Genomic DNA, 14,787 nt, shown 5'->3' with positions numbered 1-14,787 from the left:
GCGGTGGTGCTGCAGTTGACTACAGCACCACCGCCGCGATGACGAAGTGCAGCGGCTCGAAGTCGCCTCAGCGGCCGGTCCAGTGCGGTGCGCGTTTCTCTGCGAATGCACTAGCGCCCTCGCGTGCGTCGGCCGAATGACGAACGGGATCGACAATGGCTTCCTGCCTATCGAAAGCCTCTTGGGCCGGCCAGTTCCCGGACTCGATGACTACCCGTTTCGATGCCTGGACTGCCAGGGGGCCGTTGCGGCTGATCTCCGTGGCGAGTTCGAGGGCCGTGTCGAGCACCGCGCCGGGGGAAGCGATTCGATTGACCAGGCCCTGCTCTGCGCACCACGTGGCGCTGAGGCGGCGACCGGTCAATACGGCTTCCATCGCCAGGTGATACGGGATGCGGGACGGCAGCCGGAGCAGACCGCCCCCGGCGGCCGTCAGCCCACGCTGTACTTCCGGCAGGCCGAATACGGCATCTTCCGCCGCGACGATCAGATCGCACGCCAGGGCGATCTCGAACCCACCTCCCACCGCGGCGCCCTCGACGGCGGCGATGAGTGGGGTGTGGGGAGGTTTGCGGACCAGACCGAATGCTCCACGCCGCTCGTCGACGGGACGCTCACCGGTTGCCCGGAAGGCCTTCAAATCCATACCAGCCGAGAAGTGGCCACCCGCACCGGTCAGAACGATGACCCTGCAGTCGGGGTCGGAGTCGAGCAGGTCGAAAGTGCGGCTGATAGCCCGAGCGGTGCCGAGGTCGATCGCATTACGCGCGGCGGGCCGGTTGATGGTCAACACGACCACCCCGTCCGTCAGCTCGCCGACGAGCAACGATTCGCTTGCAATCTCTGCGGTGCTCATCGCGCCGTCATCCGGATTGCACCATCCAGGCGAATCGTCTCACCGTTGAGCATCGGATTCTCCATGATGTGCACAGCGAGGTCGCCGAATTCCGTGGGATCGCCGAGTCGGCTGGGATGTGGAACAGACTCGCCCAGCTTCTGCCGGACATTCTCGGGAAGCCGTGCAAGTAACGGGGTATCGAAGATTCCGGGTGCGATGGTGGCCACGCGGATCTGATGCGCCGCGAGATCTCGTGCGGCGACGATCGTCATCCCGACGATGCCTGCTTTCGAGGATGCGTAAGGAATCTGCCCGATCTGGCCTTCCCATGCAGCGACCGACGCAGTCATCACGATGGCGCCGCGGTCGCCGTCGAGCGGTTCGTTCTGTGCCATGCGTGCTGCACTGAGACGCAGAATGTTGTATGAACCGATCAGATTGGTCTGAATGACGCCGGCGTAGTTCTCCAGCGAATTGGGCTTCCCCTGCTTGTCGAGGATTCGCATCGTGTGGCTGCGGCCGGCGCAGTGGACGACGGCCCGTAACGGACCGTGGGATTGCGCGAGATCCAGTGCGGCCTCGACTGTTTCCGTCTCGGTCACATCGGCGGGAGCAAAGCTCGCGTCTCCACCGAACGTCGATGCGACGTCTTCGCCGGCCGAGGTGGGGAGGTCCAAAATGGTGACATGCGCCCCGCGTTTGGCCAGTGCGCGTGCGCTGGCCAAACCGAGACCGGAAGCGCCCCCGGTCACCAGCGCAGATGTTCCGTCGAGATTCACCGAATTCTCCTTCGTTGTGATGCCCCGTCTGGCCACTCGAGGCGTGGTTCGAGGGGTAGAGTAATATGTATATTATAGACATGTTTAATCTTTGGCGTCGAGGATCTTGACCGGACCGTCGCGGGCTTCTCGAAGGCGGACCCGTGTGATCCTCGGCTGTGGCGGAATCTTCACCTGGGCTCTTCTCAGGGCCGGTTAAATATGCGTATGATATCACTACATCGTTCAAAACTGGTGCGGCCATTTCAGCCGATCTGCAAGGAGATAGTGACGTGGGAGAGACACTGCTCGAGCGGGAGAAGGACCATCCGCAGGAGATCGTCGCCGAGCGTGAGGGGCGGCGCATCGTCATCATGGACTCCGCGCGTTGGGTGGACGATCGCAACACCGACCGTGACGTGGTTCTTCCGGCGTCCTATATCGGTGTGCTTCCTGCGCGGATGTGTGCGGTTCATCGACCGCGCGGTGTCATCGGCCACGATGCCTGCGTCGGCAAGGACGGTGCCGGCATCGCCGGATTGTGGTACCTCGAGGCACTGGGGATACCGGCTGCCACCGCTGACGGGATGACCGTCGAGATGGGAAACGGTCGTGACCTCTACGAGAGTGGTCGGATCTCGCATGTGAACTACCACGCGGAATGTCTCGGTGTCGTAGTAGGCATGCCGGTGCGCCAGGCGGCGGAGTTGTTGCGGGACAAAGACCTGGGAGACACCACGGTGGGAAACAAGATCCGCCGACAGGTGGTCGAGGAGCTCGAGGACGGCAGGCGCATCGTGGTGACCGACTCCATTGTGTGGGCGCTACCCGAGGATGCCGGCCGCAGTGTGATGGTGACCGCCGGTCACACCGGTCGCAGCGGCGCGAAGTTCCTGCTCGAGGCTGATCCGTGGGGCTTCATCTGCCACGACGGGGGAATGTCGAAGAACGAATCCGGGATCGTCGGGTTGCACACCGCAGAGGAAGCCGGACTCGCCGGTGCGTGCATCGACGGCCGAACCGCGCCGATCGGCGACGCCTTCCGCGGCTATCACGAGGGGCTGATCAGCGCATGCAACGGACCAGCGCGCGACCGCGGAGTTACCGTGGGTATGCCGGTCGACGAGGCAGCCCACCTGCTACTGGTGGGTGGACGGTAATGGACGTTCGACTGGAGCGTCCCTTACCCACCGCCAGCTCCCTGACCGCACCGTTCTGGCAGGCGGCCCGCGAACATCGCCTCGTCCGGCCCGTCTGTGACGAGTGTGGGCACAACTTCTTCACCCCCCAGCTGATCTGCCCCAGGTGCCTGAGTGAGCGGTGGACCTTCCAGGCGAGTTCCGGTGCGGGAACTGTCTACAGCAGCACCGTGATACACCGCTCACCCTCACCCGCTATTCCGGCGCCGTATCAATTGGCGATCGTCGATATGGACGAGGGCTGGCACATCCTGACCAACATCGTCGATAGGGGAGACAGGCCCACTCCGGTCGGTGCGCGCGTCGAGGTGACGTGGGTGCCGATCGACGAGCAGTGGACATTTCCCGCCTTCCGCACCATCGAGACAAAGGACCCGCGATGAACATCGGACTCGCTTACAGCCGGAACGCCCGACGGAATCCTCGAGCTCTGGCGTGTTTCGCCGGCGCTCGCTCTCGGACCTGGGCACAGGTGAACGACCGAGCCTGCCGCCTGGCCAACCTCCTGCGTGATCGCTACGGTGTCGCTTGCGGCGACCGGGTCGCGGTACTGGTCGCCAACCGGATGGAAGTGGTCGAACTCGTCGGTGGCTGCGCCAAGGCCGGAGCGGTCTATGTCGGCCTCAATTTCCGGCTGGGCGAGCCGGAATACGTCGACATCTTCGCCAATTGCACACCCAAGGTGATCCTCGCGGACGGCGAGCTGGCCCCGATGGCCCGGCGTATCACCGAAGGCACCGACGTGGTTGTTCTCGACATCGACGACCCGGTCGACTACGAGGAGCAGCTGGCGGCATCGTCGGCGGCAGCCCCCGAATCCGAGCGCCTGGTGGGGCCGGACGACAACTTCTGCATCGTGTACTCGAGCGGCACCACCGGGCGGCCGAAAGGCATTCTGTTCGACGTCGGTGCAACCCTGCAGCACGCGGCAGTGGCGGTGGCCGAATACGAGCTCTCCGAGTACTCGCGCTGGATGATCGCCATTCCGCACAACTCGAGCATGCAGATCACCATTGCCCCCCTCGCTCTCCTCGGCGGGGCGATCGGCTTCGCGGACTCCCGTGGGTTCAAGCCGGATCGGTTCGCCGAAGAAGTGCGGCTGAATGCCGTCACGCACACTTTTCTGGTACCCACCATGCTAATTCGCCTGCTCGAATCGACAATCGACGCGGACGCTGTGCCCACACTACGCACGATCGGATACGGATCGGCACCGATCGCCCCGGACCGTGTCAAAGACCTTGTCGAACGCTTCGGGCCGGTGTTCGTGCAACTCTACGGAATGGCGGAGATCGCCTCGATCGGCACCATGCTCCGCAAGAGCGACCACGCGGCAGCGGCGGCTGGAAACACGGAACTGTTCGCCACCTGCGGCAAAGAATCGATGGCAGTGATGGTGCGCCTGGTCGACGACAACGGGGCCGACGTGCCGGACAACGAACCCGGAGAAATCGTCTTCGGCACCCCGTACACGATGGTGTCCTACTACGACGAACCCGAGAGGACCTCGGAAGTCCTCATCGACGGGTGGATGCACTCCGGTGACATCGGCCAGTGGGCATCCGACGGCTACCTGAAAATCGTCGGTCGCAAAAAAGACCTCATCATCCGCGGCGGATTCAATATCGCGCCGACCGAGATCGAGAACGTCCTCACCCTGCACCCCCAGGTGCGGGAAGCAGCCGTCGTCGGCCTCGAAGATCCGGAGTGGGGTGAAGCCATCGCCGCCGCGGTGATCGCCAGCGGATCGCAGGTGCCCTCGGCCGAGGAACTGCAGCAGTGGTGCCGAACCCACGGGTTGCCCAGCATCAAGATCCCCGAGCGTGTCGAAGTGTGGCAGGATCTTCCGCGCAATGCCGTAGGCAAGATCACCAAAGCGGAAGTACGGGAGCAGTTCACGACTGCAGCCGGTGTGTCATGACGCGGCATCACCCGTTCCACGATGTCGCCGTCGTCGGCGTCGGCATGACCCCTCAGGCCAAGCACCTCGACATGAATTCACTGACTGCCAGTGTGCGGGCGGCGAAGCTGGCACTCGCCGACGCCGGAATCGATCGCAGTGAGGTCGACGGCATCTGTGCCCGATGGCCCGGTCCGGGCGGCACCGTCTTCCAGCCCGGCTCGGCCGACTGGGCAGGGTTACTCGGCATCCAGGTCCGCTGGATCGGCGACACCTACCCGCAAGGCGTGCCCGCAGTACTCGACGCGGCCGCGGCGATCGCGACCGGACAGTGCCACACCGTTCTGATCACCGGAGGTCAGGCGGGTGTGATGAATGCCGAAGCGGGTCGCGTCGCCTCCTACACCCGCCCGGCCAACGAGTTCGTCGAACCGTTCGGGTCCTTCACCACCGCGCAGTTCGCCCTGGTGGCGCAGCGTTACCTTCACCAATACCCGCACGCGCGGGAGGCGATGGCCGAAGTGGCCGCGACCATTCGCAATACCGGATCTGCCAACCCCGACGCAGTCATGGCGGGTCGTGGCCCGTACACGGCCGAGGATGTTCTCGCCGCTCCTCCCTTGGTCGACCCGTTCACCCGGCTGGACGTCTGTCTGGCCAACGAGGGCGCCGCGGCGCTCGTCGTCACGTCGATGGAGCGCGCGCGTGACCTACCGTCGACGCCCGTGCGGATACTCGGCGGCGGGGCTGAATGGATGCGTCAGCAGTACGTCGACCCGCCGAGATACGACGACGTGTGGATGATCGGCGCCGACGCCTCGCAGCGCGCCTACGCCAGTGCCGGGATCGACCCACACGACCTGGACTTCGTGCAGCTCTACGACGTCAATTCCGCGGAGGTTCTCAGGCAGTACGAGGCCCTCGGCTTCTGCAAACAAGGTGACGGCGGCCCTTTCGCGCTCGACACCGGAATCGGAATCGACGGAGGATTGCCGACCTGCACGGACGGCGGCGTCCTCTCCTTCTCTCACATCGGCTGGGGGGCACCGACGTTGAAGATCATCGAGGCGGTCCGGCAGATCCGTGGAGACGGCGGCGACAGGCAGGTACCGGGCGCTCGTACCGGTCTGGTGGCCGGTGCCGGGTCCGGTGCCCAGTACTACAACGTGCTCGTCCTCGGCTCTTCGAGCTGACCAACCCACCAACGTGGCCGACTGTGAAAGTATGGCGATGACAGATCTCGAATATGAGGTGGCCGAACACATCGCCACCATCCGACTCAACCGCCCGCAGCGGAAGAACGCTTTCACTCTGGAGATGATCGACGCGTGGGCTCAGGCCCTCATCGAGGCCGAGGAGGACTCGAACGTTCGGGTGGTGGTGGTGACGGGCGCAGGCGGGGCCTTCTGCTCCGGCGTCGATCTCTCTGTCCTCGACAGCATCGCGCCCACGCCTCTGGGTGCGAAAGAGCTACTGACCAAACGCGTCCACAAGGTCGCCCACGCTGCGGAGGCGCTCAGCAAACCGTACTTGTCCGCCATTCCGGGGGACGCGATCGGCGCAGGCATGGACATGGCACTGCTCACCGATATTCGACTGGCGGCGGAGTCGGCCCGATTCTCGCAGGCCTACATCCGTGTCGGGCTTGTCCCTGGGGACGGAGGCTGCTACCTACTGCCTCGCATCGTGGGCACCGCGACAGCTCTTCAACTCATGTGGACCGGAAGAATTGTCGATGCCGAAGAGGCGCTTTCCCTCGGCATTGTCAGCGCGGTGCATCCCGACGATCAGCTGGACGACGCCATCCACGAATTGGCCTCCGAGATCGCCCGCCAACCGCCTATCGCGGTGCAGCTCATCAAGCGCAGCACCCGGTTGGGTGAAAGACATGACTTGAGAACCGCATTGGATCTCATCTCCTCGCATCATGCGGTTGTCACGGCAACCGACGATTCCCGCGAGGCGCGCCGCGCGCTGGCCGAGAAGCGCCCAGCGCACTTCGTCGGCAGTTAGCTGCCGGGCCGACACCCGAACTACCCGTCGAGGGGCAGGGCGCGATGCGTCCTGCCCCTCGAGTCGTCGGCCGCCCGTCGCCTCCCGGTCTCGTGTTGACAAGGTCACTGCGGAAAGTAAATATACATATAGTAACTGTAGTTACTTGGGTCACACCGGCGCCTGGGGTGGTGCCTCTTCATCAGGTGTGTCGATGTCAGCGGAGGTTCATCTATGACGGTCCAGGAACGTAACAGCGAGTCAGAACTCGCATCTCGACGACGGCGAAAGGCCTTGATCGCCGGATCTGTGGGAAACACTGTCGAGTGGATCGATTGGGCGCTCTACAGCGCCCTGGCGCCGGTCTTTGCCAGCCAGTTCTTCCCACCGGCCTCCCCGGCAGCGAGCCTGCTGGCGACATTGGCGGTGTTCGCGGTCGGGTTCCTCATGCGTCCGGTCGGCGGCGCACTGATCGGCGTTTTCACCGATCGGCACGGCCGGAAGAAGGGGCTCACGCTGACCATCGTGATGATGGCGGGCTGCGCCTTCGTCATCGCACTGTGCCCCACCTACGCGCAGATCGGAGTCGCGGCGCCGATCATCCTCCTGCTGGCTCGCCTGGTGCAGGGATTCTCGGCCGGCGGCGAGTTCGGCTCCTCCTCGTCGTTGCTGGTGGAGTCTGCGACCGGCATGCGCCGAGCGTTCGCTGGTTCTTGGCAACAGGTTTCAGCCGGACTAGGGGTCCTCATCGCCGCCGTGTTATCGCTCATCCTGACCTCTACGCTCGACGCCGAGACGATGTCCACCTGGGGTTGGCGGGCCGCCTTCATCGGGGGCGGTCTGCTGGGCCTGGTCGGGCTTTGGCTGCGGATCGGATTGGACGAAACCGACAGCTTTCGCGCTGTGCAGGCGGCGGGCCGGGTGGCCCGTAACCCTCTGACCGAAGTGTTCCGGAAACACCCACGGGAGGCACTGCGCGTGATCGGGATGGCGGCCGCGGGCGTCCTCATCTACTACATCTGGATCAACTACATGCCCGGCTACGTCAGTGCAGCGATCAAGACGATGGATCTGCAGACGGCGCTGGTGGCTAACACCATTGCACTCGCCTACTTCCTCTGCCTCCTGCCCTTCGTCGGCATTCTCGCCGACCGTGTAGGGCGCAAGCCGGTGATGCTCACCTTCGCGGGCGGCTTCGTGGTCTTCGCCTATCCCGCGTTCTCTCTCCTTGGTAACGGGGGATTCTGGACGCTTTTCGCGGTCGAGATGATCGGTGTGACACTGCTTGCCGGGTATGCGGGACTGATCGCGACGGTCATGGCCGAACAGTTTCCAGCCGAGGTGCGCACGACGGGAATCGGCTTTCCGTATGCGATTGCAGTCGCTGTCTTCGGCGGAACCGCCCCGTATGTCACCACCTGGTTGGCGACGAGTGGACTGCAGGATTGGGTATGGCTGTACGTCGCTGCTGCAGCCTTTTTCGGTCTGGTCGTGTATGCGCGGATGCCGGAAACACGCGACCGTGTGCTCACGTAAGAACACTCCGCCCGTGCGTTGGCGTGCCGGCCAGGCCTCCGCGCGGGCCGCTTGACAGCACCTTCAAAGAGTGTAAATATAACTATAGTTTGTTGTGGCAGGAGTCACAGCGAGTGCAGGCAGAGGCTGCCGCCGGATCGCCGAACATCACTCCCTCGGCTCCGGCGTGAACACCTCACCTCGAACGCTTACAGCAATCCCGCAAGGAAGGTTTCCTCATGACCCAGAACCCGTCGGTTCAGCCGTTCAAGCGAGACATGTTCTCGGATTTCGATTTCGAGGATCCGGAATTCAACGAGCGCTTCGATGAGGTGCTCAACGAGATGGCAGCCAAATGTCCAGTCGCGCACAGCCAGAGCGGGCACGGCTACAAGGTGATCAACACCTACAAAGATGTGAAGAAGGCGGCGCAGGACTGGCGTACCTTCAGCTCAGCCAAGGGCTACGCGGTCAACCGACCGGAAGGAACACCCACCATCTTGCCCGAGGAGTCGGACCCGCCGTACCACGACAAGTGGCGCAAGGCTCTCAACCCATTCTTCTCGCCCACGACAGTCGCCGGCTTCGAGGACCAGATCCGGACGATCGCGAACGAGCTGATCGACAATTTCGAGACGAAGGGCAGCTGCAACTTCGTCCGCGACTTCTCCGCGCACCTTCCCGGGATGGTCTTCTTCCGCTGCGTCATGGGAGTGCCCGAGGCCGACCTGCCCGAACTCTTCGAAGGTATCGACAAGGGAACCTTCGGCCCCGTGGAAGAACGTCCCCAGTACTTCATGAAGGTGAACGACTATCTGTCGGAATATTTGGAAATGCGGAGCAAGGAAGCGCCACGGGGAGACGTGGTGGACATCGTCAACGCCGGCGTCACCCGGGAAGACGGCGAACCCGCCCCGTGGGAGGACAAAGTCGCGATCGTTCTCGACCTCGTCTTCGGTGGGCTGGCGACGACCACCCATGCGATGACCGCCGCGGTCAACTACCTCGCCCAGCACGAGGATGTGCGTAGGGAACTGTGCGAGAACCCTGGCCTCATTCCACAAGCCGTCGAAGAGTTCGTTCGCCTCTTCGCCCCGGTGGTCGCGCCAGCGCGTTACGTCACCCAGGACACCACTCTGGGTGACCTCGAACTTCGCGAGGGGGACTGGATCGCTCTCAATTATGCCGCAGTCTCGCGTGACCCGGCAACGACGGAAGATCCCACCACCCTGGATATTCACCGCAAGGGTGTCGTGCACACGGCCTTCGGTATGGGACCGCACCGCTGCCTGGGTTCCCATCTGGCCCGGCTCGAACTCAAGGTGACGCTCGAAGAGTTCCTCCGACGCATTCCCAATTTCCACATCACCGAAGGAACGTCGGTGAAGACCGAAACAGGCCAACTCAGGACAACGACGTCGCTCGAGATCACCTTCGACGTCGACGACGAAGCGAAAGGCTGATCACCATGAAACTGAGAATCGACGGAGGACTGTGCACGGGCCACGGACGGTGCTACTCCATCGCCCCGGACGTGTACGAGCCCGACGACGAGGGCTTCTCGGACAACCGCGACGTTGAACGAGAAGTCCGTCAGGGTCAGGAAGAATCAGCGCGGCTCGGCGCTTCCAGTTGCCCCGAAGCAGCCATCGTGCTGAGCGAAGACTGACGCGTACGGGACTCATCGGTGCAGGCGGTGGCAATGTGACACTCATTGCCACGGCCTGCGCCGGTGTCTTTTTGTCGACCTGTCGGGGTTCTCGGCACGGCATATCTGCACGTTCCGCAAGAGCTACAAGGAGACGACGCCATGCGAGCTAACCAATATCTCCCAATATCGCGGTGTGAACCAAGTCGAACACAGCGAGGTGCCTGATCCGAAGAGCACTCCAGGCCACGTGGTGCTGCGCGTCGCCGCCGCAGGTGTCTGCCAAACCGACGTTCATGTCCGCGCCGCACCCGAGCCGATGATCCCCACAGGCGTGGTGCTCGGTCATGAGATCGCCGGCCACATCGTCGAGTGCGGGGATGGCGTGGACAACCTGTCGATCGGCGACTCGTTGTCGTGCACCCCGTCTGGTCCTGCGGCCGATGCCGGCAATGCGTCGCCGGGCGCGAAAACGCCTGTCTGAACACGGGCGGGCGTATGTACCCCGCAACAACCCCAGGGATCTCCATTGACGGGGGAATGGCCGAATTCGTCACGGTTCCAGCGAGGGCCGTCGTGCCCGCGAATGGTCTCGACCCCGCATTCGCGGCGGTTCTCCCCGACGCAGGCCTCGTGCCCTATCACTCCATCAATGCCGCCAGAGACCTCTTGCGGCCGGGCTCGACGGCGGTGGTCATCGGAGTGGGCGGTCTCGGCCAGTTCGCTGTCGAGTTGCTTCGTACCCTCACCAGCGTTCGAATCATCGCGCTTGACATCAAGGAGGCGGCGCTCGCCGCGGTGCGCCACAAAGTCGACTACACGTTCGCCGCCGACTCCTCGGACGTGACCCAACAAGTGATGGACGCGGCCGGTGGATACGGCGCCGATTTCGTTCTGGACCTCGTTGGGAACTCGGCGACGTTGACGCTTGCCGGTGCAGTGGTTGCACCGTACGGCTCGATCCGAGTTCCTGGCCTGAACGACGGAGTCTTCGAGTTCGAAACCTCACAGGTAGCCGACTCCCTGCCATGGGGCGCTTCGATCACCCGCCCCTACAGCGGGACCTACCAGGACCTGCAGGACCTCGTCGCGCTGGCAAGAACGGGCCATATCGGCATCAATCTCGTTCGATACACCTTCGACGACGCCCTGAGCGCCTTCGACGACCTCGAAAGCGGCAAGGTCAATGGTCGGCCAGTCATCGTGATGAACTGAATCGTCGGCGTCTACCTCGGTCCGGGTCGGCGCCGAGTTCTAGAGGTGTCGTGAACTGGAGAAACGGCATGCCCTTCCTCTAGGGCCAGACCGTGAGTCGTGGATTGTCCCCGGCCTGCGGGGGAATCGGCTTGGCATATCAACGATCAAAGGAACGCGAACACATGGCAGCTGGCGAGGCCACTCAGGCGGACGTTATCGGGCATGACTATTCCGACGGAGGTGATCGAGCGCCGCACGGAACGCGACAGTCGCCGATGTCCGTCGACCCACCGAGCCCGCGCACTGGCCTCGCTGCCGAGGCCTTCGATCACAGGGACCACTGCAGACAGGGATAGCTGTGCCCACAATCTTTATCCAGGCCATCATCGCCGTGCTCAGGATCGCCGCACGGCGACGACGGGCCTCGCCCCAGGGGCTTCTCACCGAACTCGCCATTGCGCGAGCATCCGCAAGATGGCTGGCCATGACGGCATTCGAGCTGAATTCAACCCCCTGCAGTAACTGGTATGTCAAGTCTTCGGTGGGAATCGAAGACCGGGTTGAACTGGCGGCGACTCAGGCCAGCCGAGATCGTCTCGCATGATCAGCGCTCGCCGAGGTCCCATCTCACCCATCAGTTGGAGTTATGCGGGTAGTTGAAAGGTGTCTGAGGCAGAGCGCTTTTCGCCGCGACTGGATAAGGGACTTATCAAGTTCTGTCGATCTCGTGGGCGGGGAGACACTCATCGTTTGGGGTGTTTGATCGCGGGGTAGCTGCCCATCGGGATTGCCGCGCGGGCGGCGTGGATGTTCATGGTGTTGGGGGTGTAGCCGAGTAGGGCGGCGAGGGATGCGGCGTCGATTTCTTTGCTGAGGTCGTGCAGTGCGGCGTTGCGGATGGCTTGGATGTTGATGCCGAGTTTTCGGAGTCGTTGCATCAGGGTCTGTTCGGTGAGGTGTTGTCCGGCGCGGGTACCGGGGAAAAGCCAGTGCGAATCGTGGTTGGTCGTCTTCTGGTTTGCCCGGCTGTCGAGGTGTTGTTGTAAGAGGGGGAGCAGGGGTTCGGGCAGTGGGGCAGGGAGGGTGCCGATCCTGACGGTGGGTCGGGGCGGGGTAGTGGTGATGTCGTCGAGGGTGAGTTCGGCGATCCTGCGGACGGGGACGCCGTAGAGCAGGAACAGGAGTGCGGCGATGCGGGTGGACAGGGTGATGTGGTCGGCTTCGATGGTGGTGCGGATGAGTTCGAGTCGCGTGGTGGAGGCGGCCAGGGGCGTGGTCCGCGCTGTGCGGTATCGGATGGTGAATCGCGCTGCGATGCCGGTGCGGTGGCGCCACTGAATGAAGTTGCGGATGGTGTGGCGGGTGGTGGTGCCTTCGCTGAGGTAGGCGTCGAGGTGTGCTTGTCGCAGGTGAGCGATGGTGGTGTGGTGTTCGGTGCGCAGCCAGGTCAGGAACTTGGTGGCCTCGGTGATCTCTTGTTTGGCAGTGCGGGTGGCGTTGTCCATGTTGCGACCGGTGTCGGGAACGCGCAGTCGTCGTAGGTGATGCCAGCGGGCGAATTGCTCTATGGGCGCGTGAATCTCGGGCATTGGTTGCAGAGTTGTGAGTCGGTGGTCGAGCCAGGTTTCGAAGCGGGCCAGGCGGGGGTCGCCGCGGCTGGGCAGCATGTGGTGGTGGACGAGCATTTCGCGTAGGTGTTCGGCGCTGCGGGATGGTGGTAGGGCGTCGAATGCGGGGTGGGACAGGTGAAGTTCGCGACTGCCGATGCGGGCGAGTAGGTCGGCGGTGGTGGGGTGACGCATCCAGGTGAGGATGCTTTCTGGGCGGGGAACGGCGGCGAGGGTGGTGATGAGTCGTTTGATCCGCAGATCCGGTGGTGAGCTGGGGTTGAGGATGCGTTCGAGGTCGTGGGTGAGCACGCAGCGGGCGCAGTGCCCGCCGCGGAGGCGTTCGGCTTCGCGGCCGCACTGGTCGCAGTCGAGTTTGGTGGTGATGCCGGCGCAGTCGCGGCAGATGTGGGCGCCGGTGGAGGATCTTCCAGGCACGAGGCGGTGTTCGCCGCAGAACGCGCAGGGGCCGTAGGTGCGGGCGGCGGTGGTGAAGCAGGCGCCGCAGATGGCTCCGTCGGGCCAGTGCACCCGGAACTTGGGGACGAGGTTGCTGCACCGGGCGCATTCGAGGGTGCCGGTGCTGCGGGGTCGCCCGCGTGGGCGGGGATCAGTCATCGTCGGTGATGATGCGGGCGCGGACGGGACGGTAGGCGTTGAGGAGGGGGACGTCGGCGGGGGAGTTGGCGGTCTTGCTGCGGGATTGGCGGGCATCGGTCGCGGTGTAGGTGATCAGATCGCCGGCTTCGACACCGAAGATGTCGCAGAGCGCGACCAGGACCTTGAACGCGATCCGGTCGGGCTCTTGCCCGACGATGCGGTAGATCTGTGACTCGGACAGGGTGATACCTCGGTCGCGTAGCGGTCCGACCAGGTCGCGGCTGTTTTTCATGCCGGCGCGGGCCATGAGTTCGCGCACGCGCCAGTGGTAGTGGATCTCGCGTTTCATTCCGGCTCCTTCGGGTGTGGTGATCCGGTGAGGCTGGCGTTGCTGCGTGAGAGGGTCGCGGTCAGGACTCGTTCGAGTTCGCGCGCTCGATAGTCGGGTGCGGCGAGGGTGTAGAGCGAGGTGGTCGCGGCGTGTTCGTGGCCGAGTTGCAGTTGAACGAAGCTGACGTCGTAGCCGTACTCGACTTGCAGGTTGGTGGCGTAGGCGCGTCGGAACGAGTGCAAGTCCAGACCCGGTGGGAAGCCGAGTTCATCGACGAGACAACGCATTCGTTGCCAGAGGTTGCGCGTCGGGATCATGCCGCCCTTTTCGGTCGGGAACAGGGTGTCGATCGGATGGCCGTAGCGGGGAAGTCCGCGCTCGCACCAGTCGGCGAGTGCCTCCGCGGCCCAGTCGAACACCGTGAGCACGGTTCGTTGCTTGGCGGGTGCGCCGCGCATCGCTTTGCCGTGCCGCACACGTACCAGGCCCCATTCGCCGAAGAACGGTGCGCGGGCGTTGCGGGAGAGATCGACCAGCTGCAGGTGCCGGACTTCGTTGCGGCGCAGGCCCCATCCGTAGAGGGTTTTGAACGCCACCGCATCACGCCACGCCGTCAAGGCGCCCTTGCGGCCGGACCGCAAGATTCGCTCCGGTTCGAGGTCGGCCAGATCGAAGAACTGCTGTAGCTCGACGGGGGTGAACGGCCGCTTCACCGGCAGCGCGTCGTTGGCTTGCACGTGTCGAGCCCGATTGAACTCGGTGATGACCTGTGAGAACACCGTCCCGAACAGCCGTCCGCAATGCTCGTTCCAGTCGTAGGACGGGTCACTCGCGTAGTCGAAGAACAATTTCACGTCCGTTTGATACGCCCGAACCGTGGTATGAGCGAGATTCCGGACTCCCCGCAGGTGCCCGAAGAAGTCGTCCGCATCCACCGGTGACCACTGCCATGGATAGGTGCCGACGAACTCGGTCATCTGCTTGACCGAACTGGCCCGTCGACGCACGGTGTCGTCCGAGAAGTTCTGCGCCAAATGGGCCTGCCTCCACCCGGACAGCACATCGTCGAGAAACGCTTCCGGATCCGGGCCAGCCGCGCCCGCCGGTAGGTACACCAACCGCCCCATCCAGCCCCCTCAGTCCGTGCAAATTCTGCATTCGAAATGCATATCCTGCAATCGCTGGAGGTGAACAGCCAGGTC

At 63.8% G+C, this 14,787-nt stretch carries 14 protein-coding genes and 1 pseudogene; 10 read left to right on the top strand and 5 right to left on the bottom strand.

All coding sequences use genetic code 11. The annotated features are described in order from the left end of the window. Positions 1-67 precede the first annotated feature (67 nt). Both GFS60_RS32630 and GFS60_RS32625 read right to left on the bottom strand, forming a co-directional pair. Positions 68-856 carry a crotonase/enoyl-CoA hydratase family protein gene (locus tag GFS60_RS32630; protein ID WP_159928437.1) on the bottom strand — a complete coding sequence of 263 codons (789 nt, stop codon included), beginning with the start codon at positions 854-856 and terminating at the stop codon, positions 68-70. Then, positions 853-1,617 (bottom strand): SDR family NAD(P)-dependent oxidoreductase, encoded by a 765-nt coding sequence (locus GFS60_RS32625; protein ID WP_159928435.1) that lies wholly within the window; start codon positions 1,615-1,617, stop codon positions 853-855. Before GFS60_RS32625 ends, GFS60_RS32630 begins: the two co-directional genes overlap by 4 nt. A 272-nt stretch (positions 1,618-1,889) precedes the next feature. Here GFS60_RS32625 and GFS60_RS32620 point away from each other — a divergent pair, with 272 nt between their 5' ends. The 10 genes and pseudogenes from GFS60_RS32620 to GFS60_RS32580 all read left to right on the top strand — a co-directional run bounded on the left by GFS60_RS32620 (position 1,890) and on the right by GFS60_RS32580 (position 11,065). After that, positions 1,890-2,756 (top strand): hypothetical protein, encoded by an 867-nt coding sequence (locus GFS60_RS32620; RefSeq protein WP_159928433.1) that lies wholly within the window; start codon positions 1,890-1,892, stop codon positions 2,754-2,756. Further along, positions 2,756-3,178, top strand: a complete 423-nt coding sequence (locus GFS60_RS32615) for a Zn-ribbon domain-containing OB-fold protein (protein ID WP_159928431.1) — start codon at positions 2,756-2,758, stop codon at positions 3,176-3,178. Before GFS60_RS32620 ends, GFS60_RS32615 begins: the two co-directional genes overlap by 1 nt. Continuing rightward, a complete protein-coding gene (locus GFS60_RS32610; RefSeq protein WP_159928429.1) occupies positions 3,175-4,716 on the top strand; it encodes a class I adenylate-forming enzyme family protein in 1,542 nt (513 codons plus the stop codon). The genes GFS60_RS32615 and GFS60_RS32610 overlap by 4 nt, the downstream gene beginning before the upstream one ends. Continuing rightward, positions 4,713-5,888: a thiolase family protein gene (locus GFS60_RS32605; RefSeq protein ID WP_159928427.1), complete on the top strand. Its 1,176-nt coding sequence runs from the start codon at positions 4,713-4,715 to the stop codon at positions 5,886-5,888. Before GFS60_RS32610 ends, GFS60_RS32605 begins: the two co-directional genes overlap by 4 nt. Positions 5,889-5,925: 37 nt before the next feature. After that, on the top strand, positions 5,926-6,708 hold the full coding sequence (locus tag GFS60_RS32600; protein WP_159928425.1) for an enoyl-CoA hydratase/isomerase family protein: 783 nt from the start codon (positions 5,926-5,928) through the stop codon (positions 6,706-6,708). A gap of 213 nt (positions 6,709-6,921) precedes the next feature. Next, positions 6,922-8,223: an MFS transporter gene (locus GFS60_RS32595; protein ID WP_159928423.1), complete on the top strand. Its 1,302-nt coding sequence runs from the start codon at positions 6,922-6,924 to the stop codon at positions 8,221-8,223. A 218-nt stretch (positions 8,224-8,441) separates the two neighbouring features. Continuing rightward, on the top strand, positions 8,442-9,665 hold the full coding sequence (locus GFS60_RS32590) for a cytochrome P450 (protein ID WP_159928421.1): 1,224 nt from the start codon (positions 8,442-8,444) through the stop codon (positions 9,663-9,665). A 5-nt stretch (positions 9,666-9,670) separates the two neighbouring features. Beyond that, on the top strand, positions 9,671-9,871 hold the full coding sequence (locus GFS60_RS32585; RefSeq protein WP_159928419.1) for a ferredoxin: 201 nt from the start codon (positions 9,671-9,673) through the stop codon (positions 9,869-9,871). Between the two features lie 175 nt (positions 9,872-10,046). Then, positions 10,047-10,375 (top strand): annotated as a pseudogene (locus GFS60_RS39485) (alcohol dehydrogenase catalytic domain-containing protein); the annotation flags it as partial. 15 nt (positions 10,376-10,390) lie between these two features. Beyond that, positions 10,391-11,065: a zinc-binding dehydrogenase gene (locus tag GFS60_RS32580; protein WP_442972223.1), complete on the top strand. Its 675-nt coding sequence runs from the start codon at positions 10,391-10,393 to the stop codon at positions 11,063-11,065. Between the two features lie 725 nt (positions 11,066-11,790). Here GFS60_RS32580 and GFS60_RS32575 read toward each other — a convergent pair. Genes GFS60_RS32575 through GFS60_RS32565 form a run of 3 tightly spaced genes read right to left on the bottom strand, consistent with a single transcriptional unit; the run spans position 11,791 to position 14,712 of the window. Then, complete coding sequence (locus tag GFS60_RS32575) at positions 11,791-13,272, bottom strand: hypothetical protein (protein WP_159928417.1); 1,482 nt, start codon at positions 13,270-13,272, stop codon at positions 11,791-11,793. After that, positions 13,265-13,603 carry a helix-turn-helix domain-containing protein gene (locus tag GFS60_RS32570; RefSeq protein WP_159928090.1) on the bottom strand — a complete coding sequence of 113 codons (339 nt, stop codon included), beginning with the start codon at positions 13,601-13,603 and terminating at the stop codon, positions 13,265-13,267. The genes GFS60_RS32575 and GFS60_RS32570 overlap by 8 nt, the downstream gene beginning before the upstream one ends. Continuing rightward, positions 13,600-14,712 (bottom strand): tyrosine-type recombinase/integrase, encoded by a 1,113-nt coding sequence (locus GFS60_RS32565; RefSeq protein ID WP_159928415.1) that lies wholly within the window; start codon positions 14,710-14,712, stop codon positions 13,600-13,602. The genes GFS60_RS32570 and GFS60_RS32565 overlap by 4 nt, the downstream gene beginning before the upstream one ends. Between the last annotated feature and the right edge of the window lie 75 nt (positions 14,713-14,787).

This window comes from Rhodococcus sp. WAY2, assembly GCF_009859915.1.
GTDB classification, from domain to species: domain Bacteria; phylum Actinomycetota; class Actinomycetes; order Mycobacteriales; family Mycobacteriaceae; genus Rhodococcus_F; species Rhodococcus_F oxybenzonivorans.
Note: the sequence above shows the minus strand (reverse complement) of the source record. Positions and strands in the feature narration are given on the sequence as shown.